The sequence below is a fragment of the Nostoc sp. CMAA1605 genome (assembly GCF_021596505.1).
Lineage (GTDB): Bacteria > Cyanobacteriota > Cyanobacteriia > Cyanobacteriales > Nostocaceae > Trichormus.
Map to the genome: position 1 here is coordinate 22,596 of NZ_PJIZ01000034.1, position 25,917 is coordinate 48,512.

The 25,917-nt window shown below is 39.9% G+C and carries 21 protein-coding genes, 1 pseudogene and 1 CRISPR repeat array; of the genes and pseudogenes, 19 read left to right on the forward strand and 3 right to left on the reverse strand.

The window, feature by feature from the left end:
- Positions 1 to 108: 108 nt before the first annotated feature.
- Positions 109 to 540, reverse strand: a complete 432-nt coding sequence (locus tag CV014_RS13775) for a VOC family protein (protein ID WP_236142555.1) — start codon at positions 538 to 540, stop codon at positions 109 to 111.
- Between the two features lie 275 nt (positions 541 to 815).
- On the opposite strand from CV014_RS13775, the gene CV014_RS13780 reads away from it, so the two are divergent.
- Complete coding sequence (locus CV014_RS13780) at positions 816 to 1,607, forward strand: TIGR00297 family protein (protein WP_236142585.1); 792 nt, start codon at positions 816 to 818, stop codon at positions 1,605 to 1,607.
- 250 nt (positions 1,608 to 1,857) lie between these two features.
- Here CV014_RS13780 and CV014_RS13785 read toward each other — a convergent pair whose 3' ends face one another.
- Positions 1,858 to 2,034: a hypothetical protein gene (locus CV014_RS13785; protein WP_236142556.1), complete on the reverse strand. Its 177-nt coding sequence runs from the start codon at positions 2,032 to 2,034 to the stop codon at positions 1,858 to 1,860.
- A 57-nt stretch (positions 2,035 to 2,091) separates the two neighbouring features.
- Here CV014_RS13785 and CV014_RS13790 point away from each other — a divergent pair, with 57 nt between their 5' ends.
- From CV014_RS13790 to CV014_RS13875, 18 genes and pseudogenes are all read left to right on the forward strand, one after another.
- Entirely contained in the window at positions 2,092 to 2,850 is a 759-nt protein-coding gene (locus CV014_RS13790) for a peptidylprolyl isomerase (protein WP_236142557.1), read from the forward strand.
- Complete coding sequence (locus CV014_RS13795) at positions 2,799 to 5,435, forward strand: peptidase domain-containing ABC transporter (RefSeq protein WP_236142558.1); 2,637 nt, start codon at positions 2,799 to 2,801, stop codon at positions 5,433 to 5,435. The genes CV014_RS13790 and CV014_RS13795 overlap by 52 nt, the downstream gene beginning before the upstream one ends.
- A 199-nt stretch (positions 5,436 to 5,634) precedes the next feature.
- Positions 5,635 to 6,774 (forward strand): ATP-binding protein, encoded by a 1,140-nt coding sequence (locus tag CV014_RS13800; protein ID WP_236142559.1) that lies wholly within the window; start codon positions 5,635 to 5,637, stop codon positions 6,772 to 6,774.
- Between the two features lie 49 nt (positions 6,775 to 6,823).
- Positions 6,824 to 7,902, forward strand: a protein-coding gene (locus CV014_RS13805) for an IS630 family transposase (protein WP_236140190.1) whose coding sequence is annotated in 2 segments (ribosomal slippage) — positions 6,824 to 7,292 and positions 7,292 to 7,902 — 1,080 coding nt in all. Because the reading frame shifts where the segments join, the coding sequence is not laid out codon by codon here.
- Positions 7,903 to 7,905: 3 nt separating this feature from the next.
- Positions 7,906 to 8,085 (forward strand): annotated as a pseudogene (locus CV014_RS13810) (ATP-binding protein); the annotation flags it as partial.
- Entirely contained in the window at positions 8,075 to 9,703 is a 1,629-nt protein-coding gene (locus CV014_RS13815) for a tetratricopeptide repeat protein (protein ID WP_236142560.1), read from the forward strand. The pseudogene CV014_RS13810 and the gene CV014_RS13815, both read left to right, overlap by 11 nt.
- Before the next feature lie 781 nt (positions 9,704 to 10,484).
- Positions 10,485 to 11,924, forward strand: a complete 1,440-nt coding sequence (locus tag CV014_RS13820; protein ID WP_236142561.1) for a S8 family peptidase — start codon at positions 10,485 to 10,487, stop codon at positions 11,922 to 11,924.
- A 127-nt stretch (positions 11,925 to 12,051) separates the two neighbouring features.
- A complete protein-coding gene (gene cobU / locus CV014_RS13825; protein WP_236142586.1) occupies positions 12,052 to 12,609 on the forward strand; it encodes a bifunctional adenosylcobinamide kinase/adenosylcobinamide-phosphate guanylyltransferase in 558 nt (185 codons plus the stop codon).
- A gap of 120 nt (positions 12,610 to 12,729) precedes the next feature.
- Positions 12,730 to 13,152, forward strand: coding sequence for a hypothetical protein (locus tag CV014_RS13830; RefSeq protein WP_236142562.1), 423 nt, complete (start codon positions 12,730 to 12,732; stop codon positions 13,150 to 13,152).
- A 248-nt stretch (positions 13,153 to 13,400) separates the two neighbouring features.
- Positions 13,401 to 13,631: a hypothetical protein gene (locus tag CV014_RS13835; RefSeq protein WP_236142563.1), complete on the forward strand. Its 231-nt coding sequence runs from the start codon at positions 13,401 to 13,403 to the stop codon at positions 13,629 to 13,631.
- A 122-nt stretch (positions 13,632 to 13,753) separates the two neighbouring features.
- Positions 13,754 to 13,969: a hypothetical protein gene (locus CV014_RS13840; RefSeq protein ID WP_236142564.1), complete on the forward strand. Its 216-nt coding sequence runs from the start codon at positions 13,754 to 13,756 to the stop codon at positions 13,967 to 13,969.
- 181 nt (positions 13,970 to 14,150) lie between these two features.
- Entirely contained in the window at positions 14,151 to 14,426 is a 276-nt protein-coding gene (locus tag CV014_RS13845) for a hypothetical protein (RefSeq protein ID WP_236142565.1), read from the forward strand.
- Positions 14,427 to 14,553: 127 nt separating this feature from the next.
- The gene (locus CV014_RS13850; RefSeq protein ID WP_236142566.1) at positions 14,554 to 14,832 is read left to right on the forward strand and encodes a hypothetical protein; all 279 of its coding nucleotides are present in this window, start codon (positions 14,554 to 14,556) and stop codon (positions 14,830 to 14,832) included.
- Between the two features lie 11 nt (positions 14,833 to 14,843).
- Positions 14,844 to 17,015 (forward strand): peptidase domain-containing ABC transporter, encoded by a 2,172-nt coding sequence (locus tag CV014_RS13855; RefSeq protein ID WP_236142567.1) that lies wholly within the window; start codon positions 14,844 to 14,846, stop codon positions 17,013 to 17,015.
- A 104-nt stretch (positions 17,016 to 17,119) separates the two neighbouring features.
- Positions 17,120 to 18,517, forward strand: a complete 1,398-nt coding sequence (locus tag CV014_RS13860) for an HlyD family efflux transporter periplasmic adaptor subunit (protein WP_236142568.1) — start codon at positions 17,120 to 17,122, stop codon at positions 18,515 to 18,517.
- An 82-nt stretch (positions 18,518 to 18,599) separates the two neighbouring features.
- Positions 18,600 to 19,259, forward strand: coding sequence for a hypothetical protein (locus tag CV014_RS13865; RefSeq protein WP_236142569.1), 660 nt, complete (start codon positions 18,600 to 18,602; stop codon positions 19,257 to 19,259).
- A gap of 180 nt (positions 19,260 to 19,439) precedes the next feature.
- Positions 19,440 to 20,117, forward strand: a complete 678-nt coding sequence (locus tag CV014_RS13870; RefSeq protein WP_236142570.1) for a response regulator — start codon at positions 19,440 to 19,442, stop codon at positions 20,115 to 20,117.
- Positions 20,118 to 20,247: 130 nt separating this feature from the next.
- Positions 20,248 to 22,131: a CHASE2 domain-containing protein gene (locus CV014_RS13875; protein WP_236142571.1), complete on the forward strand. Its 1,884-nt coding sequence runs from the start codon at positions 20,248 to 20,250 to the stop codon at positions 22,129 to 22,131.
- A 160-nt stretch (positions 22,132 to 22,291) separates the two neighbouring features.
- Positions 22,292 to 23,119: direct repeats of the CRISPR family, unit length 35 nt; unit sequence GTTTCCGTCCCCGTGAAGGGGAATAAATGGAAAAC.
- Positions 23,120 to 23,541: 422 nt separating this feature from the next.
- Here the strand turns inward: CV014_RS13875 and CV014_RS13880 are convergent.
- Positions 23,542 to 25,593: a serine/threonine-protein kinase gene (locus CV014_RS13880; RefSeq protein WP_236142572.1), complete on the reverse strand. Its 2,052-nt coding sequence runs from the start codon at positions 25,591 to 25,593 to the stop codon at positions 23,542 to 23,544.
- Between the last annotated feature and the right edge of the window lie 324 nt (positions 25,594 to 25,917).

Below are 25,917 nucleotides of genomic sequence, written 5' to 3' on the forward strand. Positions count from 1 at the left end.
TACAATGATGATTTGCGACTCCATAAGCTGATAAGATAACCAGTATTTAAGTTGCATAAAGACAGGGCTGAAGCCCTTACTACAAGCGAATAAATCTGGAAAATTGTATTACTTTCTATCGCCAATTTGAGCATATTCTTGGCTACCAAAAATTGCTTCTACATGACGATAATATTTAAACTCCATTAAATTATTAAACGGATCTTCTAAGAAAAAAGTGCGATGTTCTAGGGTAGTTCCCACAAAGCGATTTTTGGGTTCTTCACGAAATGTCAGTTGTCTTTGTTGCGCCCTTTCTAGTAGTTCTTCCCAGTCGGTTTCTTCAGCGAAAATTAAGCCAAAGTGTCTGGGGTAAATAGTGCGTTGACGGGTTAATGGTTCTTTCGTGAGATGGGCTACGAGTTGATGTCCATAAAGATTGAGAATGAGGGCTTGGGGGTTTTCTCGCCCGGCTGTGCAGCCTAAGCCATCAACATAATATGCTTTGGCTTGAGGAATATCAGTCACGGGGAAAGCGAGATGAAATATAGTTTGGTTCATAAATTGGGTATGGGGAATTGGGCATTGGGCATGGGAGTATTAAGGTAATCTCTTATTCTCTTCTTTTGCCCTACACATAATTTTTAGCAATTTTGCCTGTTGGTTCTGCTCTAACCTGTAAAGAAAATATAAACTATGCTCTTTGGGATGGAGAGGTAAAGTGAAGAAAATGCCTGAATCCTGTCAATTGCTGACTGTGGGCTAAATTCTGCTGTTAGCTCCAAAATTCGCTATTCTGGTTGATATCTGGGCAACACTACCATAGTTTATTGCTGATGATCTCATTAATTAGCTCTGCCAATCCTTGGTTAGTAGGAATAGCACTGAACGCCATTTTATTGAGTTTCGTTTGGTTTGCTCCTAAAAAGCTGCTGACTCCAGCAGGAATACTCCACGCTGGGATCTTGGGTGTATTGGTTTGGGGGACTCTCGGCTGGCAGGGATATTTAGTGGTAGCGTTTTATTTTTTAGTAGGTTCTGGTGTGACACGCATTGGTTTGGCACAAAAAGAAGCCGAAGGGATAGCGGAAAAGCGTTCAGGTGCAAGAGGCCCGGAAAACGTTTGGGGTTCGGCTTTGACTGCGGCTTTATGCGCTGTAGGCTTGGGGCTAATTAATACCGGAATTGTACCCAGTCCCCAATCCCTAATCCCCAGTCCCCAATCACTTTTGATGTTGGGTTATGTGGCGAGTTTTAGCACCAAATTGTCTGACACCTGTGCTAGTGAAGTTGGTAAAGCCTACGGTAAACGGACTTTTTTAATTACAACACTACAACCAGTAGCCAGAGGAACAGAAGGCGCAGTCAGTTTAGAGGGGACTTTAGCGGGTGTAGTAGCTTCAGTTGCGATCGCTATTTTAGGCTGGGGTGTGAGTTTAGTTACACCGATGGGTATACTGTGGTGTGTCCTAGCAGCATTTATTGCCACAAACCTAGAAAGTGTAATTGGCGCAACCTTGCAAGCTAAATACACTTGGTTAACAAATGAAGTCGTTAATATTTTTAACACTTTAATTGGTGCGATCGCTGCTATTGCGTTCGCCTTTATTTGGGCGAGTTTAATTTAGGGATTGGGGACTGGGGACTGGGGACTGGGGAATAGGAATAGAAAGTAACAAATAATTTATTCCATCAATGCCCGATACGCAATTCGCAATTCGCAATTCGCAATGGACTAATGTCCCGCTACGCTAACGCAATTTCTAAAAATTCGTTATTTTGAAGCTGAATAAATTTCAGTGAAAGTCACTTTTGGCTACATAGCTAAATTTGACTATTTTGTGTATGCTAAAAAACCTGATTTTCAGAATAGAAAATTTATTTCACTTTTAATTTTTTCTTTAACATTGCATTACTGGTAAATGAGTTACAAAATTTCCAGAAAAAGCCATATAAATTAAGTCGGAAGTTAATTCCCTTTTCTATATCTTTATTTACCTTCTTTACCTTACTTACCTTCTTTGTCTCTCCCATACCCCATGCCCAATTCCCCATTCCCAGTGTTGAATTTTGAGTTGTGAAGTAAATTAATCCCCATTACCAGGTGAACTCATGGAAAATCTAACTTTTTTAAGCGTTGACGACCAAGCAATTTCTCTAGAGCAAACAGTAAAATATCTGCAAGTTTCAGGGAAATTAGGTCAATTTATTAGTGATGTGCTGCGTCAGTATGTAATTGAGCAGGAATTCAATAACCGTGAGGATATGGAAATTAACCCAGCCCTCACCGAACAAACGATTATTGATTTCCGGCTGAAAAATCAACTAGCTGATCCGCAGGCTTTTCAGGAGTGGTTGAAGAGAAATGGCACAGACTACAACACATTCCACACGGCAATTACATCGAATTTCAAACTAGAAAAATTAAAAGCTGTAGTGACAGAAGCAAAAATCTCTGAATATTTTATTGAACGCAAGATTTTTCTAGATCGGGTGGTAATCTCACGAATTGTGGTTGATAGTCGAGAACTGGCGGAGGAGTTACAACTGCAAATTGCTGAAGGAGGTAGTTTTGAGCAATTAGCTAAGGAATATTCTCAAGCTGACGATCGCATTGTCAACGGCATGATGGGGCCAATTAGCCGAGGCACAATGCCGGATGTCTTAAGGGCGGCGATAGATATGGCTAACCCAGGACAAGTCATCGGCCCCATTGAACTGGATGGACGTTACGGATTGTTTCGCGTCGAACAATTTTTACCAGCGTCTTTGGAAGATACGCAATTAACACAAGCACTACAAAACGAACTATTTGAAAAATGGCTAGCGGAGAAAATTCAAAAGCTGACAGTCAAATTACAGGTGAGTTAAAACTTCAGGATAATGAATCTCTAAGACAATACGTGCTAGCTGCTATACCTTGGAATCAACCACCTCTGGGTTTGCTCAATCCTGAACAAAAATCCCAATTAGAACAACGCCTAGAAACCCGTCGCTATCGACTGGGTGAAAAAATTTGGTCGAGTGAAGCAGGCGGATATCAGTTTTTAATTATTGCTGGTAAAGTCCGTCTGCGGGAGGAAGACACGGGTACTCCTCTGGCGGCTTTGGAGGTGGGAGATTGGTTTGGCGATTTGCAAAAAATCCCAGGGGATTATAAAGCTGTAGCAGCGACGAAAGAAGTAGTTGTGGCTTGTTGGGATACCAAACTCTGGGCGGAAATATCTAACTCGGATGTGGAAGATTTTTGGTTAGGTGTTGTGCAGCCAGAAATCCCCACAGTTGTCACCGAGACACAGGTATTTCAGCCTGCGACACCAGAACCTACCCCAACCCCAACAGCCCAAAGTTACCCCTTTGTGGCTAGTTGGAATACGGCTGCGGCTTGTTTAACGATGGCAGCCCAACAGTTAAATAATCCTGTGAAATTAGAATGGGTACAACGCCAACTGCGGGGACAAAATCCTAAACAGGTGATGGAAGCAGGTGAGAAACTGGGCTTGGTTTTGCGCCGCTTAAACGTGAGTTGGAGTGAGTTACGCCAGTTATCATTCCCGGCTTTATTACACTGGGAATCACAGTCATGGGTAGTAGTTTATGGGATGAAAGGCGATCGCTTGATTGTCGCTAATCCCCAGCATCCTGATAGTATTTGTGAGAATCTGCCCCAATCCGTGGTAGAAGAGTCCTGGGATGGGCAGTTATGGCAAGTCGAACTCATCTCCCAACAAGAAAAATTTAATCTCAGTTGGTTTACGCCAGCCGTTTGGAAATACAAAGGACTATTAGGGGAAGTTTTACTAGCTTCCTTTACCTTGCAATTATTGGGTTTGGGGACACCACTAATTACCCAAGTGGTGATTGATAAAGTCATGGTGCAAGAGAGTTTACCCACTCTCGATGTCATGGCGATCGCGCTGTTATTTATTGCGTTATTTGAGTCTATACTCGGTATTCTTAGGCTATTTATCTTTACCCACACAGCCAGACGCTTAGACTTAAGTTTATCAGCACAGTTATTCCGTCATCTCATGCGCTTGCCCTTGGCTTATTTTGAGTCGAGGCGCGTCGGTGATACCGTCGCCAGAGTGCAAGAATTGGAACAAATCCGCCAATTTCTCACGGGTACAGCCCTAACGGTGATTTTAGATAGCATCTTTGCCGTCGTCTACTTGGTATTGATGTTTTACTACAATATTCCCCTTACCTTTGTGGCGTTGGCGGTGTTACCGTTGTTTGCGGCTTTAACCTTAGTAGCGACACCGATTTTACGGAACTGGTTAAACGAAACCTTTAACCGCAGTGCTGATAGTCAGTCATTTTTAGTAGAAACAGTCACGGGTATCCATTCTGTCAAAGCCCATGCTGCCGAATCTGTAGCGCGCGATCGCTGGGAAGGTTTATTTGCTCGTTTCGTGCGTACCGGCTTTAAAGCTTCCACTACTTCTAACATTAGCAGTAATATTGGCGACTTCCTCACTAATTTTTCTTCCCTGTTAATTCTCTGGTTCGGTGCGAAATTAGTCATTGATAGACAGATGACAGTCGGGCAACTTGTAGCTTTTCAAATGTTATCTGGAAGGGTGACAGGGCCACTGTTAAGGTTAGTGCAGTTATGGCAAAATCTGCAACAAGTCTTACTCTCAGTAGATAGAATCGGTGATATTCTCAACGTCGCCCCAGAAGCCGAAATGGGGACGGGTTTAGTATTACCACCATTGAAAGGACAAATAACTTTTGAACAGGTATTTTTCCGGTATAAGGCTAATACTGAACCTGTGGTGCGAGGGATTTCTTTTAATGTTGAACCAGGACAATTTGTCGGGATTGTCGGGCGCAGTGGTTCGGGGAAAAGCACCCTATCAAAACTTTTGCAGCGACTCTATCAAATAGAATCTGGAAGGATTCTGATTGATGGATTTGATATCAAGAGTGCTGATTTATCCTCATTGCGACAACAAATTGGTGTAGTTCTCCAAGAAGACTTTTTATTTAATGGTTCTATCTTGGAAAATATCACCCTTGGTAATCCTGATATTACCGCCGAACAAGTTGTACAAGCAGCCAGAATGGCGGTAGCCCACGATTTCATTAGTCAATTACCCTATGGCTATGAGACTAATGTGGGAGAAAGGGGTACAGCTTTATCGGGAGGACAAAGACAACGTATTGCTTTAGCAAGATTGTTTCTTTCCGATGCGCCGATTTTAGTCTTAGATGAAGCGACTAGTGCTTTAGATAGTGAAACTGAGCAGCAAGTATTGCAAAATTTGCAAGCAATTTCCACTAACCGGACTGTGTTTTTGATTGCTCACCGTTTTGCACCTTTGAAACGCGCTGATCAGATTTTCGTGTTAGAAAAAGGTGTAATTGCTGAACGCGGAACTCATACAGAATTATTACAGCAAAAGGGTTTGTATTGGTCTTTGTATCAGCGTCAGCAAGCGAATGTGTAATTAAGGGGTATGGGGAATAATGGTAGGGTGTGTTAGCGATAGCGTAACGCACCTAGCCTAATGTTTTGGGTGCGTTACGGCTTACGCCTAACACACCCTACTACTCAAGTTCTCTACAAACCTTTAAGATAAAGATTTCGGCTTGACTTTAGCAAAGATGGGTGATGATATGGATAGCGAGGTTATACAGTGATTGTATATGTCTGACGATTTGTTAAAGTCCTTTCAACAAGCATACAGAAATTTAGAGTTATTGCCACTTATTCAGACAAGAGATTTAGAGAGATTTAGGGTGGATTATGGTGATGATGTGATTGCTGAATTAGAGCAGTTGGTTGAAGATAGCCCTAATGGTGATGGCAAGATTATTTTTACAGGACATCGTGGTTGTGGCAAGTCTACTTTGTTAGCGGAGTTTAGCAGGCGATCGCAAGACCGTTATTTCGTGGTTTTGTTCTCTATTTCAGACACAATTGAAATATCTGATGTCAATCATATCAATATTTTATTTTCTATTGCTGTAAATTTAATGTACGAAGCGGAAGCTCTGAAAGTGGAGATTCCTAAGTCTACAAAAGATGCTTTGTATAAATGGTTTGCAACTCGGACTAAGACAGAAGAATTTAATCTTGAGGCGGAAAATTCCCTGGGTTTCGATTTACTTAAATTAATTAGTAATAAGTTAAAAGCTGATGCGGCTGTCCGCTATGAAATTAAGCAGGAATTTGAGAGAAAAATTTCTGATTTAATTGCGCGAATTAATGAAATTGCAGCTATTATTCATGTCGCTACAAAAAAAGATGTTTTAGTGATTATTGATGATTTAGATAAACTAGAATTAGAAAGAGTCAATGATATTTATCGAGATAATATTAAGGCTCTATGTCAACCAAATTTTAGAATTATTTATACAATACCCATTGCTGTTTTAAGAGACAAGTTTCTCAGACCACTAATTGAGACAGAAACTAATGACCAAGTTGTGGTCATGCCTGTATTAAAATTATTTGAACAAGGGCAAAATCGTCAACCTCATGCCCAGCCTCGCCCACAAGCGAAAAATATTTTATGTGAAATCTTACAAAAGCGGATTCCTGCTGCACTTATAGAATTACAAGCAGTAGAAGATATTGTTGTTAATAGTGGTGGTGTGTTGCGAGAGTTGGTGAGAATTGCTAATGAATGCTGTCGTATTTGTTTGCGGTTAATTCGGCGTAAACCAGGACAGGCGGTAGTCATTAATCAGCAAATTTTAGACGAAGCAATTAATAATATTCGCAATGATTTTGCTGTACCTTTGGGGAAAATTGACTATATAGGAATCATATTTGATTTCTGAAAAAAACTGCGAGATAATACGGTCAGAGAGACCTGTCTAATAAAGAACAATGATAAACCAGCATCTAGAAATGGCGATACCTGCGGCGGACGTAGTGATCGCAGAACTACAAGAATTTATAGATAGTCATCCAGATGCTCGTGAAGTAAGAAAAGCTTTGGCAGTAAAACTAGTTTATCAAGGTTACAAGTATGAAGAAATTCAAACAATTTTAGATGTGTCAGTTGGTTCAATAACAAGCTGGAAGCAAGCTTACCAGGAAAATGGAATTTTGGGTTTGCGCTTAAACTATAAAGGCAGAAAAAGTTATTTGAGTGATGAACAGTTCCTCCAAGTATTAAGTTGGTTGCAAACTAAAGAAATTTGGGAGCTGGGTGAACTGGAATATAAATTAGCATTTGAATATGATGTCATCTACGAATCGAAACGAAGTTACTATGATTTATTTGAAGCAGCAGGAATTAGTTGGAAAAAGACTACAGGCTTGAATCCAAAGGCTGATCAAGAGGTGGTGGCGGCAAAAAAAAACAAATTGAAACATTGCTGGCAAGCAACAGAGAGGAGATAGAAGCACGAAAGCTGAGAGTATTACTAATAGATGAGTGTCATTTATTATGGGGAGACGTAACTGGTTATGTTTGGGGAAGAACTGACCAAGAGATAGCAATTGAAGTCGTTAATGAACGAGATAAGCAGACATATTATGGTGCAGTTGATTATCTCGACGGAAAGCTACTCTTGAAAGCATATAATGCTGGTAATTCAAAGAATACGATTGATTATTTACGTTATTTATTAGACCAGTCTCCCGACCAAAGATTGCTTCTTATTTGGGATGGTGCTTCTTATCATCGTTCACATTTAGTTCAAGACTTTTTAGGCGAGATAAATCAAGGTTTACCGCCAGAAAAATGGAAAATTCATTGCATTCGTTTTGCTCCTAATTGTCCATCGCAAAATCCTATAGAGGATATTTGGTTACAAGCGAAAACCTGGATTCGACGCTTTTGTGCTTTAATTCCAACATTTCGCCATTTAAAGTGGATGTTTGAGTGGTTTCTCCGAAATACTATGTTTGATTTTATGTCCCTTCAGATGTACGGAGTTTTTTCAGAAATCAAATCCTAGTCCTATACCATCTTGCAAACTACATATCAGAACTTTATGCCTGATGATCCCAAAGAACCTGAGTTTTTAGACTTACTTCACGGGCTTTATGTTTTGGAATATCGCAATCGTAAGAACTGGTATGATGTTCACCCCATCGTTGTAGAACTCTTGAGAGAGCAGGGTTTCATCAATGACAATTAATGAACTATTTGATGATGATGACAATCTAGATGCTTATGATGATTTAATTGTCAGCATTCAAGCCAAAGAACAGGGTTTGAGTTTGCTGATAGCTGTCTGCGATGATTTGAATTTTCGAGAGCAAATTATCGAGCAGTATGAAACAGAATTACAACCAGAAATCCGTCCTTATCGTGTGACATTACCCAGAGGTGAGCCAAGTTTGAGAGCTGCTATTGCTCACTTAGTGGAGAATGAAGCATATTTGCAGCAACATCAACCAGCAGTAATTACGGTGACTGGTGCAGAACAGCTTTATTTTCTCAAACTGGGAGAGGCGCGTTCTGAGCAAGAAATATTTTTCGGTTATTTGCAGTGGACTAGAGAAGCTTTAAGGGAATTTCCTTTTGCTATTGTCTTGTGGGTGACTAATCAGCTTTTAGTTAGTTTGATTAAAAAAGCTCCTGATTTTTGGAGTTGGCGCAACGGTGTTTTTCACTTTATATCTAGGAAGAAAAACACTGTTTCTAGTAGAGAATTAGAGCCAATTCGTTCTGCTTTTATTGGTCATGAAATCTCAAACTTTGATGATGACAATCCTTACTTACTACCAATAGAAGATTTGCAAAGATTCATTCAGGATGCGGAACAACGGGGTGAAAAAGATGCAACTTTAGCGACTTTGTATTTTAATTTAGGCAATATTTATAAAAAAAGACTGGAAAGAGGTGAATTTCAAGATTACCAAAAAGAGCAAGAATTAGCAATTAAGTATTTAAGCAAAGCTGTAGAACTGCAAAAAGAGTTAGGTTTAGAAAAAGACTTAGCTCTTAGCCTCAACAACTTAGCAGCACTCTACCGTTCCCAAGGGAAATACAGCGAAGCCGAACCCTTGTTCATCCAAGCTTTGGCTCTGTCGCGCAAACTTCTGGGTGAAGAACATCCAGATGTCGCACTTAACCTCAATAACCTAGCTCTACTCTACTCCTTCCAAGGGAAATACAGCAAAGCCGAACCTTTGCACATCCAAGCTTTGGCACTGTCGCGCAAACTCCTGGGTGAAGAACATCCAGATGTCGCCTTTCGCCTTAACAACCTAGCTTATCTCTACGACTCCCAAGGGAAATACAGCGAAGCTGAACCCTTGTACATTCAAGCTTTGGCTCTCAGGCGCAAACTCCTAAGTGAAGAACATCCATCTGTGGCCACTAGCCTCAACAACTTAGCGACACTCTACTACTATCAAGGGAAATACAGCGAAGCCGAACCCTTGTACATCCAAGCTTTGACACTATGGCGCAAACTCTTAGGTGAAGAACATCCAGATGTCGCCACTAGTCTTAACAATTTAGCAGCACTCTACAAATCCCAAGGGAAATACAGCGAAGCCGAACCCTTGTACATCCAAGCTTTGGCACTGTCGCGCAAACTCCTGGGTGAAGAACATCCATCTGTCGCCACTAGCCTCAACAACCTAGCGGGATTCTACTACTCTCAAGGAAAATACAGCGAAGCCGAACCCTTGTATATCCAAGCTTTGGATATTTTAGAGCATTGTTTAGGAGTAAATCATCCTAATACTGTTATAGTGCGTAAAAATTTAGCATATTTGCGCGACTCTCTCACCTCAGAACAATAAAATTCAAGTTCCTAACCTCATCAGTCAAGTGTTTATCTCCAAGTTTCGTGTTCCGAACTCGAAGTTTCATGCTCTGAACTTGAAGTGTCATGCTCGGAACACCAAGTTTTGTGTTCTGAACTCGAAGTTTTATGCTCTGAACTCCGAGTTTTATGCTTTGAACTCAAAATTTCGGGTTCTGATCTCGAAGTTTTGTGTTTCAAAGGAGGATGTTCTTGTTGTGAGGTGAAATCATGTTTGTTTTCAAGCGATTGGCTAGATATCGCTCTCAATTTAATCATATCTATTTTTCAGCGATCGCTCACACCCTATCATCTTTGTAATTCCCTACACAAATCAAAATTGAGAAATTATTTTGTGGGGAAACTTTGACTTTTACTGATGAATTTTATCAATCAAGAACTATCAAATTTTAGCGATAAATATAGTTGTCATCTGACTGATGAGATTGCTAAACACCAACCTAAATAAATTATTAAAAATAATTGTACAAGATTTGGTAAAACCAACGTCATTTTACTTACTTATTTCATAGTAATTATGGGCTAGAGGGCGAATTTGTCCCTGAAAAACTGCACTGTCAGTTTTAACAATTACGAAAAATTAGGTGGTTTAAGTCCCCTGCTTCTATCAAGCCGCAAGTTTTGTGGCAGGGTTTAAATCCCCGTTACAACACGTAACTGCGTTAGCGTAGCGGGACGTTAGTCCATTGCGAATTGCGAATTGCGAATTGTTTTAATGCTGCCAAAAAACAGTTAGATTATTTGAGGAGACACTACCAATGCCCAATAATGATATCAGTATTAAATCAAATTGTTTTGACGGGCAAGATTCCACTTACATCTCCTCTTCTAATACTCTTAAGACTGAAAATTACTCTAGTTCACAATTTAATACTCGCAGTAGTTCTGTTTCCACAACAGAAGCTAGTGCTACTAGTAACTATAGTTCTCGTAATGGTTATGGCTTAATTGATGCCTCTAAATCAGTTTCGCAAGCGGCTGGACAAAATCCCTACAGTGAAGTGGCTGATACGGGTGGGAATAATTGGGGTTTAGATATGATTAAAGCCCCAGAAGTTTGGCAAAATGGACACACAGGTAGTGGAACTGTAGTGGCAGTCATAGATACTGGTGTGGACTACAACCACGAAGATTTAAAAAATAATATTTGGACTAATACTAAAGAAATTGCCGGTAACGGCATTGATGATGATGGTAACGGTTATGTAGATGATGTGCGGGGGTGGAATTTTAACGGGAACAATAACGAAACCTATGATGATAACGGACATGGAACTCATGTTTCTGGGATTATTGCAGGTGAGAATAATGGTTATGGCGTGACTGGCGTTGCTTACAATGCCAAAATTATGCCAATCAAGGTGTTAAATAGTTCTGGCTCTGGTTCCTATAGTGCGATCGCTAACGGCATCTACTACGCTGTAGATAATGGTGCAGATGTCATTAACCTCAGCTTGGGTGGTGATTTTTCTAGTCAGACACTCAAATCAGCCATTGAATACGCCAGCAGTAAAGGGGTAATTGTCGTCATGGCCGCAGGTAATGATGGCGGTTCAGTACCCGGCTACCCGGCGCGCTATGCAAATAACTCAGGAATTGCGGTTGGGGCTGTGAATCAAGCAGGTGATTTAACAGACTTCTCTAACCGTGCGGGTAGCAATGAACTGGCTTATGTCACAGCCCCAGGACAAAGCGTTTACTCTACTCTTCCAGGGAATGAATACGCCAGTTATAGCGGGACATCAATGGCTTCACCCTATGTTGCTGGTGTAGTCGCTTTGATGCTGAGTGCTAACCCGAATTTGACCGAAAGCCAAGTCCGTCAAATCATTACCGGTACCGCAGGCAATAGCAATAACAGTAACAATAACAATTCTTCAACACCCAACTCTGGCTTTGACTTAAGTCCGATGTTGGATGAATTTTTCAAGAGCTTTCCCAGCAATAGCCCATTCAATCAAACTCCTGATTTTAGTTTCCCATCTCTATCGGAAGTCAACACCGTTTCCGTCATGAGCAACAACCAAACAACCGCCTCTCCCAAGACTGAATCTAGATTTCAGTATTACGGGGATGGTTCAATGAATAGTTTGGCTAACAGTCCAACCGATATTAATGACGGTATGGATATTGATTTTGGGCAATTAATTAAGGAGATTACTAGACAACTAGATAATTACCGAAAACTGTTAGGGTAGGGAATGGGGAATGGGGCATTGGGCATGGGGAATGGGGCATGGGGCATTGGGCATTGGTAATATCCTCTGTTCCTCTATACCCTTACACCCTCACACCCTTACACCCCTATCTACAAAGGAAACAGCTTTGGGTAAAGTCATATTAATCACAGGCCCGTCTCGGTCTGGAAAGAGTGAATGGGCAGAATATTTGGCGAAGGAGTCGGGAAAAGAGGTCGTTTATATCGCAACGGCTACCGTCAGTGTGGATGATGCGGAATGGGAACAGCGTATCCAAGTACACCGATATCGCCGCCCTCAAGATTGGGTAACTTTGGAAGTTCCTGTGATGTTATCTGTGAGTCTGGCTGATATGAAGCCTCACACTTGTGTTTTAGTTGATTCCTTGGGAACTTGGGTGGCTAATCTTCTAGAGGTGGATGATGAGACTTGGGCGGATACTGTGGAGGAGTTTTTAGAGACGGTGCAGTTAGTTGCGGCGGATATGGTATTTGTGGCGGAAGAAACAGGTTGGGGAGTTGTACCAGCATATCCTTTAGGGAGGGCATTCCGCGATCGCCTGGGGAGTTTGGTACGTCAGTTAAGTAAAGTTTGCGAAACTGTTTATTTAGTTACGGCGGGTCATGTATTAAATCTCAGCATACTTGGTACACCGCTACCAACCATGATGAATGATGAAGAATAATTTAAGAAATTTTAAGAGACATTTAATATTAATTCATTTCAGTGATTTGGGGGACATTCTTAATAGAAAATTAAACAGTTAGTATCAAAATTGTTCTCATACCGACTGTAAAATTGTGGTATGGCAAACCAAACAGAAGTGAAAAAATATCTTGCCCACTGGTTTCAGTTAGGTAAGAAAGTAGTGATTGGTAATCAGGGAATATATTTGCTACCTCAACCTATATTCCAAGGCGATCGCTACAGTAAAGAGTTTGAAGAATGTTGGCAAAAAATTTCATCATCGGCAAGTGATTGTTATTTGGAGGGAACTAACGAAACCATTGCCGAATTACTCACACCTGCATGGGAAATGTTACCCTGTAGTCGCTGTTTGATGCCGATAGCTATGCGTAACGTCGGTATGCCAGCTTTATTGTGTCCATGCAGCAATTTACCAAATTGGCCTAATACAGAATTACCTAATCCTCGGTGTCCGGTTACAGATAAAGAACAACTTACAACAATTTGCGATCGGCTTTTAGAAAAATCTTTCTCCAGCTAGATACTAATTGATCAATCTGCTTGATTTAACTGTGCATTTTCTTGAAGAATGCACAGTATTTTTTTGTTTGTTTTTTTCGGACATCTCACAAACTTAATTGAGTAATAAAGTTTGCGGTAAGTGTAAATGACTCAGCTATTAATTCGCAGGTATTGTAAGAAGCAAGCAAAGAGTTGAACAGCCAAGAAGAGGCAATCAACTAGTAGCTTATCTAGTTCAAAACAATCCTGTTAATGGAGTCAAGTTTCATGCTAGCTATCAAAAATAACCTGTTCACCGAAATCACTGTTGAAGAATCCGCTACTGTTAGCGGTGGCGAAGTTACCCTGGCTTTTAACCTCGATAACTATGCTTATATCGTAGGTTATGGTGTACTTTTCGGTAATAGTGGTTTAACTACAGCCGAAGTTCAATATGCTTGGGAAACAGCATTTTCATCTACTGACGCTGCCACAGGAACTGCTGGATTGGCTATATAGCTTTCTGCACAAAACTAAATTTCAAAAGTGTAGATAATTCCTTCTCATCAATATTGCCTAATCTAGCAATAAATTCAGCAGTTGATTATTCTCAATCTATCCTATCAATGGAGACAAATTTCATGCTAGCTATCGAAAATAACCTGTTTACTGCAATTACAGTTGAAGAATCTGCTACTGTTAGCGGTGGCGAAGTTACCCTTAGTTTTAACCTCGATAACTATGCTTATATCGTCGGTTATGGTGTACTTCTAGGTAATAGTGGTTTAACCACAGATGAAGTTCAATATGCTTGGGAAACAGCATTTTCATCTACTGAAGCTACCGCAGCCGCATAGTTTTTTTGAAAGTCATGCTTAATTAAGCTGAGTAAATATTATTAGCTTAATTAAGTCAGCAAAATCTTGCTTGCAGCTATGTCTTTATTAGATACTGGAACTTTTAAATATGTTCCAGTATTTGAATTAATGACTTGAGCAAGGATGAAAATAGAGAAAAATATTCTAAGGGAAAACGCTCATGAATGAAAGCAGTAATTTGTTTAATTTACTCAATTCTGAAGAGGCTGCTATTGTTAGCGGTGGATTCAATATTAACACCTCCAATAGTGATCCAATGTTTGCTTTTTCTCCTGAAAATCCCACCCAAGAAGGCGTAATTAAGAACGCGGATGGTCGAGGTAAGGATGTATCTGTTCCTTTGTCTGGTGGAGCTAAAAATTCTAGCGTTAGCAACGGTACTGTTAAACTTGCAGATTTAGCTATACCCAGTCAGATTGACATTACTAGTCTCTGATGAGCTTTGTAAACAAGATGATTAGTGATTAAATACAATGGCTAATTACTCTTGATGATCAGCATTTAATTCAAGTTCCAGGTTTGTCAGGTTTTCTGATCGTGATCGCGATTTCAAGAGGAAAACTATGGAAGAACAAAGCGCACTATTTACAGAACTATCTGCTGAAGAATCTGCTGATATCAGTGGGGGAATAGGAGTTAGTTTTGACTTAGATACTTATATGTATATTTTGGGTGCGGCTGTCTTATTTGGCAACCCTGGACTTACTTCAGAAGAGATTCATTTTGCTTGGATGAGCGCGTTTGTTTTTGACGATAATCCAGCAAGTGATTTCCAAACAAATACAAATAGCAGTAGCAGAAGAAACTCAAGAAGAAGACGTTCAGTGTTTAATCTGTATTAGCATTTTGTCTTATGAAATATGCTCAAGTTTTACAACATAGTCAAGAAGATTGTGGTGCTGCTTGTCTAGCTGCAATAACCAAACATTACGGACGTAACTTTACTCTCAGCCGCATTCGTGAAGCTGTAGGAACAGGGCAATTTGGTACAACTTTATTAGGACTAAAACGAGGAGCAGAAACACTAGGGCTTAAGGCTCGTCCAGTTAAAACTTCTCCAGAGTTATTAAAGCATATTGACAAAGCACCTTTACCTGCAATTATTCATTGGCAAGGTAATCATTGGGTTGTTTTATATGGAAAGAAAGGCAAAAAATATATCATTGCTGATCCGGCTGTGGGTATTCGTTACCTGTCATCAAAGGATTTAAGTGAAGGGTGGACAGATTGGTTAATGTTGTTATTAGAGCCGAATCCAGAATTATTTTTTCAAGGCAAAGATGATAAAATTGCTGGTTTCGGACGTTTCTTGCGGCGTGTTTGGCATTTTCGGGGGATTTTAGCGCAAGCTTTACCCCTAAATTTACTATTAGGAATTTTATCTTTAGCGTCGCCTTTTTTATTACAAATTCTCACCGATGATATTTTAGTACGTGGTGATACTAAGCTGCTCACTACGATGGCGATCGCAGTTATAGTGATGAATATTATTTCTAGTAGTTTATCGTGGGTACAATCTAATTTAATTGCTCATTTTGCCCAAAGATTACAACTAGGTTTGGTATTAGATTTTTGTCGTCAAATTCTCCGATTACCTCTAAGTTACTACGAATCGCGACGCAGTGGCGAAATTGTCAGCCGTTTACGAGATATTAACCAAATCAATCAATTAGTTGCTCAAATTGTGATTAGTTTACCTAGTCGCGTTTTTATAGCAGCTATTTCTTTATGTTTCATGATTTTCTATAGCTGGAAGTTGACTGGTTTAGCAATGTTGATGTCAGGAATTATGAGCATATCGACAATTATCTTCCAGCCGACATTACAACAGAAAACTCGTGAGCTTTTAGTAAAAGATGCAGAAGCACAAGGTGTTTTAGTAGAAACTTTTAAAGGTGCGCTGACGCTTAAAACTACTACATCTGGTTCACAATTTTTAGATGAGTTACAAAATCGCTTTAGCCATCTGACTAACTTAACTTTACGCACAATTCAAATCGGCATTATCAATGGCACATTTTCTAATTTTGTTTCTAGTATAGGTAGTATTATCTTACTTTGGTATGGCGGTAACTTAGTAATTAACCCAGCAGAAAAGTTGAGTATTGGACAGCTACTAGCTTTCAATTCCATGAATGGTAACTTTCTGGGATTAATTTCTACTGTCATTAGTTTTGTTGATGAATTTACTACTGCTAAAACAGCAGTCCAACGTTTAACAGAAGTTATTGATACTACACCAGAAAATGTAGACGACGGTAAAAAACCTTTTGCTAAATTACCAGGGAATGCCGACATTATTTGTACAAATGTCAACTTTCACTATGCTGGGAGAGTTGATTTATTAGAAGATTTTACTTTAACAATTCCTGGTGGTAAGGTTACTGCTTTAATTGGCAAATCTGGCTGTGGTAAAAGCACTCTAGCGAAATTAATTGCTGGTTTATATTCTCTGCAATCGGGAAACATTCGTATTGGTTTATATAACTTAGAAGACCTAGCTTTAGATTGTTTACGTCAACAGGTAGTTTTAGTTCCTCAAGACGCTCATTTTTGGAGTCGTTCTATTGTAGATAACTTTCGGTTAGGTACTCCATTTGTGAGTTTTGAACAAATTGTCAATGCTTGTCAAATTGCTGGTGCTGACGAATTTATTAGTAAATTACCTGATAAATATCAAACAATCTTAGGTGAATTTGGGGCGAATATTTCCGGTGGACAACGTCAACGTTTAGCAATAGCTAGGGCTATAGTTACAGACCCACCAATTTTAATTTTAGATGAATCAACTGGTGGACTTGATCCTGTAAGTGAGGCGCAAGTTTTAGAGCAATTATTAACTCATCGTCAAGGGAAAACCACAATTTTAATTAGTCATCGTCCGCGAGTAATTAACCGTGCTGATTGGATTGTTTTATTAGAACAGGGAAGGTTAAAGTTACAGGGTTCTTTAGAGGGGATTAGGGATTGGGGATCAGGTACTGGGGACTGGGAAAAAGATTTAATTCATTGGTTTCATGATTGATTAATTTAAAAATACCAGAATTTAGTTCGTAGTAAGGACTTTAGTCCTTTCTTGTACTAAAAATCCTCATTATTTACCATGTTCTATTTATTTTATGGTGAAATATGCTGTATATTCAAAATCAAAAAATCCTAACAGCAGATCCCAATGAAGAATTTTTACCTGCTGTTAGTACGTGGACTTCTTTATTAGGATTATTGTTAATGATGAATGTAGGAAGTGCGATCGCACTTTCGGCTTGGATTAAATATGATGTCGTCGTCAGAACTGCTGCTACTATTCGTCCTGTAGGTGATGTGCGCTTAGTACAGCCGGAAATAGAGGGGACAATAGAGAGTGTATTGGTGACAGAAAATCAAATTGTGAAGCGGGGGGATGCAATCGCGCGTTTGGATACTCAGGAATTACAAATTAAACAAAGTCTCCTGCAAAGTAATATCCAACAGGGTAAATTACAACTTATTCAAATTGATGCTCAAATCAGCACTTTAGAAACGCAAATTATTGCTGAAACTAGATTAATTGAGCGCACAATTGCGGCTGCACAGGCTGATTTTAGTAAAAATCAAAGAGATTTTCAAGAAAAGCAAATTACTACCGAAAGTGAATATTTAGCAGCAACAGCCAACTTACAAAAAGCAAAAGCCAATTTACAAAAAGCTCAAGCCGATTTAAACTTTGCCGAAGTAGATCGCGATCGCTATCAACAATTAACAGAAATCGGTGCTATCGGTAGACGGGAATACGAACAGAAAAAACTCGTCGTGGAACAGAGTAAATTTGTCCTCGCAGGCGAAAAACAAGCTGTGGAAATTGCTCAAACCCAATTACAATCAGCCAAAGCCGCAACTAATCCTAGCATGGCCACAGTAGCGATCGCATCTGAACGTATCGCCCAAGAACGTGCTAGAGGTGAGGCGAGTATTGCGACGCTAAAGAAAGAACGACAATCTTTGCAACAGCGTCAGGTAGAAATTCAAGCCCAAATAACTCAATATGACAAAGAACTGCAACAAATCGCCAGACAATTACAAAGCAGCATCATTCGCGCCACCAGTGATGGTATAGTTCTCAAACTCAATTTACGTAACCCAGGCCAAGTAGTACGCGCTAGTGAAGCGATCGCAGAGATTGTACCCCAAAATACACCGTTAATTGTCAAAGCCATGATTCCCACCGCAGACATTAAAAAAGTTGCTGTAGGACAAAAAGTACAACTGCGAGTGAATGCTTGTCCCTACCCAGATTATGGCACTCTTCAAGGTCAAGTGAAGGCGATTTCCCCTGATAGCATCACACCACAACGCAACGATAATAACACTGTCACCCCCAGCGAGAGCTATTTTGAGGCGACAATTCAACCAGAAAGCCAGAAATTCGGTCATGGACAGCAACAATGTCAAATTCAATCAGGGATGAACGCTGATGCTAATATTATTTCCCAACAAGAAACAGCATTACAATTCATCCTCAGAAAAGCTAGGTTAATTACTGACTTGTAATTAGGAGAAACTGTTGACTGTTGACTATTGACTGTTAACAGTTAACTATTCCCCATTCCCTATTCCCCGTTCCCTATAAACTATGACCCTTGTGAAATTTCTGCCATCTTATCAGAGAATTCAACAAGCATTGCAATGGTGGTCTTCCAGACAGTCAACAAAACTTTTTGTGGAAGCCGAGAAAATTCGGGATGATTTATTGCAAGAAACTTTTACAATCCGCCGCCATTTAGATGTACTAACAGCAAATAATCTCAATTTATCCAACCACCAAACTCAGGATTATTTGAGACAAATTGATAACTTCCATCATTCTTTAGTACAATTAAGCAACCGTTTATTTCCCGAATCACTTCCAGATAGTTTTCCATTAGCTATTGAGTGCTTAATAGAACCGTGGCTAGCTATTAATCCTCATTTATATTTCCATTTAGACTTGCCTGTTTACTGGCGACAAGAACAAGCATTTCATAGTTTGACAGTTTTATCAATCTTAGATGAACTATTGACAATAAATCTGTCAAATATTATTACAGGTATTACAATTTATATTAGCTTGAAACAGCAAAAAAATCAGGGTCAATTAAAAATACAGATTAACTATCATGATATTACTAGTTTTATGTGTCACACTAACTCAACAGAATTAAAATATCTTTGTGATACATTTCAAGTTTTAACCTCCGGTAGATGTTTTTATCGTGCTAGTAATTGTCAAGTAATTTGGCATTTATCTTGGTAATTATTGTCCTAAAAACTTTTGTGTTGTCCATCTTTAGGTTATTGAATTAAAGGTTTTATCGATAGAATAATTTCACTAGATTGTAGATAAAAGCAGTCAAACATAAGTGAGTACCAGCTTTGCTTTCAAGGAAGTTTATCCCCAAAGTAAATATCAATATTCTTCAAGAGAGTGTTAATTATGCAACAACTATTAACTCAGAAAACACTCCTCAAAATTTTAGTCATTGATGACCACGAATCAGTTTTAAGTGGAACAGTAGCAGTCTTACAAAAACATTATGTTGATGCGGAAATTATCACTGTTGTCAATGCTTTTTTAGCTCTAGAGCAAATCAGTATTTTACAACCAGATGTTGTGATTATGGACTTGTCACTTCCTAAAAATGTAGGAACGACAGCAAAACCTGAAATCGGTGTACAACTACTCAGAACTTTGATGAAAAATTACCCTGAATTAAATATTGTTGTACAAAGCGCGCATATCAGAACATTAGTGAGAATTAAGCCTGAAATTGATAGTCATAAAGGAGGTTTTACAGTTGCTGATAAAAGCCTAACTACTCAAGAAATGTTAACTAGAGTTGACTGGGCATTACAAGGATTAACTCATACAAAAGACATCAAAGGAATTCATACAGGATTAGAGATTAAACCAGAGTGGTTACAGGTACTTAGTTTAGCATTTGATGAAGGCTTACAAGATAAAGCGATCGCTCAAAAAATGTCTATATCCGAAAGGATGGTTAGACATTACTGGAGTAAATTACAAGACGCTTTAGAACTGTATCCAGATCAGGGTAAAAACATCCGCATTCAGACAGAAATGAGGGCGAGGGATGAAGGGTTAATTGATTAGGGAATGGGGAATGGGGCATAGGGCATGGGATATTAAATTAAAATCTCCCTTGTCTACCTTGTCTCCTATTCCCAATTCCCAATTCCCAATCCCCAATTCCCTATTTTATTAAAGGTTGGAGAATTAATTTATGCCGCCTGGATTTTGGAATGTGATTAAAGCAGAAATTGCTATGTGGCGTGTGGGTATATTACCAGGATGTGCAGTCATTGGACTAGTAATATTAGCGCGCTACATGGGTTTAATGCAATCTGTCGAGTGGCTAGCGTTTGATAATTTTTTGCGGTTGCGTCCAGAAGAATCTATTGATGAGAGAATTGTGATTGTGGGTATTGATGAAGAAGATGTTCGTCATCATAATTACTATCAATCAGATTCCATAATTTCCAATCATGATTTAGCTACTCTGTTATTAAAATTACAGACATATAAACCTAGAGTTATTGGTTTAGATATTTATCAAAATTTACCAGTTAACGCAAATCACGATAAACTAGCCGCAATTTTACAAAAATCACCCAACATTATCGCTATAGAAAAAGTCTTACCCGAACCAATTCCACCACCACCAAAAATTCCGCCTCAACAAGTGGGATTTGCCGACCAAATTACAGATATTGATGGTAAATTAAGAAGAATTTTATTAGGGACACCTACACCCCAAGGTTACAAGTTATCTTTATCAATTAGATTATCAGCCGCTTATCTAGCCCGTAACCATATTGTCTTAGAAAATGGTAGACGCGATCGCGCTGCTATGCGATTTGGCAAAACTGAACTACCCCGCTTTCTTCCCGACTCTGGGGGATATATCCACACCGATGCAGGCGGAGTCCAGGTTTTACTCAATTTTCGCAGTGGCCACGCCCGATTTCGGACTGTTTCTAGCAGTGATATCAAACGTGGTAAAGTAAACCCAACATGGTTACGCGATCGCATCATTATCATTGGTATCACTGCACCTAGCCGCAAAGATTTTTTTACTACTACTGCTATTCCATCCACTCAAACCGGTAAAGGGCGAATTTATGGTGTAGAAATTCAAGCCCACGCTACTAGTCAAATTATTAGTGCTGTCCTCAATGAAAGACCTTTATTAAATACCTGGAATGACCAAGGTGAATATTTCTGGATTTTCGCTTGGGGTGTGTGTGGAATTGCCATTGCTAGGCTAACTAAATCACCCTTAAACAACTTAATTATTGTTGTTTTAGCCAGTATTAGTTTAGGATTAATTTGTTATTTCAGTTTGATTTTTGGTTGGTGGATTCCGTTCATTCCCGCCATTTTAGTCTTGATTGTGAATGGTATGGAACTCACCGCTTTATACCAATATGACCAAGCTTTACGTTCTGGGATTAAAATCCGTCAAGCGATTATAGAAAGCACTTTTGAAACGATTCATAATGGCCCCTTGCAAAGTTTAGCAAAAGTTCTACAACTGCTACGTGGTCAAAATGAATCTAACCAAGAAATTATTCCAGTCATAGCAGAAGAACTAGAGAAATTAAATTATGAATTAAGGGGAATCTATGAATATTTACAGCAAGAATCTTTAGACCAAGATACGAGTCTTTATTTAGGCAACGACCTAGTATTAAACTTACAAGAACCCCTGCATGACCTACTCTATCAAGTGTATGCCTATACTTTAGAAAGGGATTTTCCTGGTTTTAAGAATATTAGAATCAAAATTCGGACTTTTGAACCGATAGACGAAAGATTTTTAACTATTGAACAAAAGCGAGGAATTTGCAGATTTTTAGAAGAAGCCTTATGTAACGTTGGTAAACACGCCACAGGTGCAACCCGTCTACAAGTTACTTGCATGATATCTGAAGGTTACTACACCTTGAGCGTCATTGATAATGGTTTAGGATGTACCGCTAGTAAAACCGGAAGAGGAACGCAACAGTTTATAAATCTAGCCAAACAACTACAAGGAAAATTCGAGCGATCGCCCCTTTGTCCGCATGGTACTATTTGTCAATTATCTTGGCCGATGAATAGATGATGGGCATTGGGAATAGGGAATGGGGCATTGGGAATGGGGGCTTGCTGAAAAAAATTTAGTTTACTAACTTAAAATTGCTTGTAAGTCTTGTGGGGTGGGCATCTTGCCCGCCCTATTTATACAATTTCAATCTTTAACAGCTTACCAAGTCATTAAATGAGTTTTCGTCCCCGTGAAGGGGAATAAATGGAAAACTTCAAGTGACTGGCTCGCATCGTGATTGATTTATTGTCAAGTTTCCGTCCCCGTGAAGGGGAATAAATGGAAAACCTTTGCGCGGCGAAGAAGTCGCTTGGCGGATGATTGTTTCCGTCCCCGTGAAGGGGAATAAATGGAAAACCGCAATCAAAGGCAACGAAAAAGCGGACGAAGTTATTGGTGTTTCCGTCCCCGTGAAGGGGAATAAATGGAAAACCAGTTACAGTTGTTGATTGCGGAAATACGGCCATATGTTTCCGTCCCCGTGAAGGGGAATAAATGGAAAACTTCTGAAGCGGCAGCTACAGCTTATGCAAAACAATTGCTGTTTCCGTCCCCGTGAAGGGGAATAAATGGAAAACTTGGAACAGCAATTTCGCTCCGCATGCAACAATCAGTTTCCGTCCCCGTGAAGGGGAATAAATGGAAAACCAAACATTAGCGTTGCTTAAAAAGATTTTTCATCGTGTTTCCGTCCCCGTGAAGGGGAATAAATGGAAAACATGAAAAAAAGCTTTAGAAGAGGCTGGAATTTTCAATCGTTTCCGTCCCCGTGAAGGGGAATAAATGGAAAACCTGATTGCAGAAATGGAAAACCTATTAGGAAATAGTTTCCGTCCCCGTGAAGGGGAATAAATGGAAAACTAGTTTCACAGCAACCACTGGCATTGTCCAGTGTTACAGTGTCCGTCCCCGTGAAGGGGAATAAATGGAAAACATTTTTGGGAAAAACCCTTGAAGAAGTTCAGCAGTACGTGTCCGTCCCCGTGAAGGGGAATAAATGGAAAACCCTACCCTTTTAGAACCGTGACTGTGAAAGGGTTTGAGATAGTCATTTTAGCGGGGGGTCTAATTTACCTGTCAATAAGTGTAAATTATTGACAATAAAGCATCTATATACCCTACTCAAACCTTTGCCTAGCAAGCGATTCGCGGGGGTCAACGCAAGAATCAGGGTTTTGACGATCGCCCTACCCCCGCTAAAAATTTGCGTATGAATTGTTAAAACAAACACTCATCGCTGCTATTTGGAAACATTTTTATGAAATTGTCATGGTTCTGCACTCTTGCAAGAGAGTATAACAGATGACCTAAAGCAGTTAATCACACCAACCATCAACCTGAGATAAATCTTTACTAACCAACCCAAATTAGCCAAAAAATCTTACCCCATGCCCAATGCCCCATGCCCAATGCCCCAGTCCCCAATCCCTACTGATTAACACGCCAAATCCTAATAGTATTATCTTCACTACCACTGACTAAACTTTGACCATCTGGCGTAAAAGCTACCGATGTCACCGTGTTTTCATGTCCTTCCAGCGTACTAACTTCATCGCCGGTTTCTAAATTCCAGAGTTTGATAGTTTGATCACGGCCAGCACTAGCGAGAATTTTACCATCAGGACTAAAGGCAACTGCTGTGACTGTTTCTGTACTGCCTTTGAGGGTGCGGAGTCTTGTCCCAGCTTGTAAATTCCACAATTTAATTGTGCGATCGCGGCTAGCACTAGCAAGAATTTTACCATCAGGACTAAAAGCGATCGCTGTGACTGTTTCGCCTTTGCCGCCAAAGGTGCGAATCAGTGATTCCTCAGCTAAATTCCAAATTTTAATGGTTTTATCAAAACTACCACTAGCAATAGTCTCACCATCGGCACTAATCGCTACTGATCTCACCCAAAATCTATGACCTCTGAGTGTAGTGATTAATCTACCACTGTTTAAATTCCAAACTTTGATCGTTTTGTCGTCACTCCCGCTTACCAAAGTTCTACCATCGGGACTGATAGCTAAGGCGTGAATAGCATCGCTATGGGCTGCTATGGCTTTGCTCATCTGATGGGTTTTCAGATTCCAAACTCTGATAGTGTTGTCGTCACTACCACTGACTAAAGTTTTACCATCAGGACTGATCACAACTGCATTCACTGTAGCTGAATGTCCTTTCAGAGTGGCGATTTCTGCACCTGTTGTCAGATTCCACAGCTTAATCGTGCGATCGCCTCCACTACTAGCAATGATTTTACCATCGGGACTCACCGCGACTGAAGACACCGAATTTTCATGTGCTGGGAGGGTATTAGCTAACACCACTTGTTGCAAAATCGGCTTTTGTGGCTGCACTAAAAACGCTTCCCCCGATGGAGAATTTTGCTGGTGGGGCATGAGTTTTGCAGATAAACTGCTATAAATGCGGCGATATTGGTAATACCAAGACTCACTAAACCCAAATAGCAAAATAAAAGCCGATACTAAAACCCCAATGCGAACTAACCCAGACAAAATTGATAAACGCGGTGTTGGTGTTTTATGTACTTGAGTGCTGGGAACTTTGCCTGAAGACTGTCCGGCGGCTGGCAGGGCAAGTGGTTCTTTCGGTGTAATATCTTTGAGGACTTCATCGGCTGTTTGGTAACGGTCTTTGAGGTCTTTTTGCAACAGCTTGTCCAACACAAAATCTAAATCTGGACTGAGGGGACGGTGCAAATATTGCCGCCAATGTGTTACCCAACCATAGCCATGTTCCATCCACAATTGAAACGGCGAAACTCCTGTTAATAAATGAAAACAAGTCGCCCCTAAAGCAAACAAATCACTAGCAGCATAAGCCTTCCCATCCCGAATTTGTTCGAGGGGTGAGTAACCATGTGAACCGATTGATGTACCGAAATTCTGCACCTTCGCCGTTAACTGTTTGGAAGAACCAAAATCAATCAGATTTAATCGTCCGTCACTGCGACAACGGATAATATTTTCTGGTTTAATATCACGGTGAATTACACCGCGATCGTGAATGAATTTCAGCACAGGTATGATATCAAGTAAAATCGCTTGAATTTCACCTGGTCTATAGCTTTTGCGTTGCTTTAATTCCTTTAACAAATTCTGTCCATTGATAAACTGCTGCACTAAATACAAACAGTTATCTTGTTCAAAATAAGCCAACAGCGTCGGAATTTGGGGATGTTCCCCTAATTCTTGTAAACGTTTGGCTTCTTGGGCAAATAATTCTACCGCTTTTTTTTGTGACCAAGTTCCTTGAAACTTTGGTGCTAATTGTTTGATGACACAATGTTCATTCAATTTATCAGTATCTTCTGATAGATAAGTTCTACCAAAACCGCCTTCATCCGACAACATTCGGATCACACGAAAGCGATTTCTTAACAATGGTACTAAGGGAGTACCACAACTTTGGCATGACTTTTTACCATCAGAGTTCTGAGGGTTTGGACAGTCTGGATTTAAGCAGCAGATCATGTTCTGATAAGTGCGGCTGCGTGAAAAATGGACTTGACTAAAATATCCCCCCGATTTCCTCAAGAATTCAGGGATCTAATTTGCGCGATTGATATGGTAAATCTGGTAAATGCTGTGACAAACAGGTAAGAGACAGGAGATAAAAGCACTTTCCTGACTAAATTTATCTCTACCTGATTAGTTATTCCCCCAATTATAGAAGATTCCGTAATAAAAGGGATTGGGGACTGGGGATTAGGAATTTTAGATTTTAGATTTTGGATTTTAGATTGAATCCAATCCAAAATTGAAAGGCTGGGAATTGGGTACAAGGAGGACAAGGGG

Excerpts from the sequence above, each read along its gene's own strand:
- CV014_RS13775 (WP_236142555.1), bottom strand. The coding sequence starts at position 540 with ATGAACCAAACTATATTTCATCTCGCTTTCCCCGTGACTGATATTCCT.
- CV014_RS13780 (WP_236142585.1), top strand. The coding sequence starts at position 816 with ATGATCTCATTAATTAGCTCTGCCAATCCTTGGTTAGTAGGAATAGCA.
- CV014_RS13785 (WP_236142556.1), bottom strand. The coding sequence starts at position 2,034 with ATGGGGAATTGGGCATGGGGTATGGGAGAGACAAAGAAGGTAAGTAAG.
- CV014_RS13790 (WP_236142557.1), top strand. The coding sequence starts at position 2,092 with ATGGAAAATCTAACTTTTTTAAGCGTTGACGACCAAGCAATTTCTCTA.
- CV014_RS13795 (WP_236142558.1), top strand. The coding sequence starts at position 2,799 with ATGGCTAGCGGAGAAAATTCAAAAGCTGACAGTCAAATTACAGGTGAG.
- CV014_RS13800 (WP_236142559.1), top strand. The coding sequence starts at position 5,635 with ATGTCTGACGATTTGTTAAAGTCCTTTCAACAAGCATACAGAAATTTA.
- CV014_RS13815 (WP_236142560.1), top strand. The coding sequence starts at position 8,075 with ATGACAATTAATGAACTATTTGATGATGATGACAATCTAGATGCTTAT.
- CV014_RS13820 (WP_236142561.1), top strand. The coding sequence starts at position 10,485 with ATGCCCAATAATGATATCAGTATTAAATCAAATTGTTTTGACGGGCAA.
- CV014_RS13830 (WP_236142562.1), top strand. The coding sequence starts at position 12,730 with ATGGCAAACCAAACAGAAGTGAAAAAATATCTTGCCCACTGGTTTCAG.
- CV014_RS13835 (WP_236142563.1), top strand. The coding sequence starts at position 13,401 with ATGCTAGCTATCAAAAATAACCTGTTCACCGAAATCACTGTTGAAGAA.
- CV014_RS13840 (WP_236142564.1), top strand. The coding sequence starts at position 13,754 with ATGCTAGCTATCGAAAATAACCTGTTTACTGCAATTACAGTTGAAGAA.
- CV014_RS13845 (WP_236142565.1), top strand. The coding sequence starts at position 14,151 with ATGAATGAAAGCAGTAATTTGTTTAATTTACTCAATTCTGAAGAGGCT.
- CV014_RS13850 (WP_236142566.1), top strand. The coding sequence starts at position 14,554 with ATGGAAGAACAAAGCGCACTATTTACAGAACTATCTGCTGAAGAATCT.
- CV014_RS13855 (WP_236142567.1), top strand. The coding sequence starts at position 14,844 with ATGAAATATGCTCAAGTTTTACAACATAGTCAAGAAGATTGTGGTGCT.
- CV014_RS13860 (WP_236142568.1), top strand. The coding sequence starts at position 17,120 with ATGCTGTATATTCAAAATCAAAAAATCCTAACAGCAGATCCCAATGAA.
- CV014_RS13865 (WP_236142569.1), top strand. The coding sequence starts at position 18,600 with ATGACCCTTGTGAAATTTCTGCCATCTTATCAGAGAATTCAACAAGCA.
- CV014_RS13870 (WP_236142570.1), top strand. The coding sequence starts at position 19,440 with ATGCAACAACTATTAACTCAGAAAACACTCCTCAAAATTTTAGTCATT.
- CV014_RS13875 (WP_236142571.1), top strand. The coding sequence starts at position 20,248 with ATGCCGCCTGGATTTTGGAATGTGATTAAAGCAGAAATTGCTATGTGG.
- CV014_RS13880 (WP_236142572.1), bottom strand. The coding sequence starts at position 25,593 with ATGATCTGCTGCTTAAATCCAGACTGTCCAAACCCTCAGAACTCTGAT.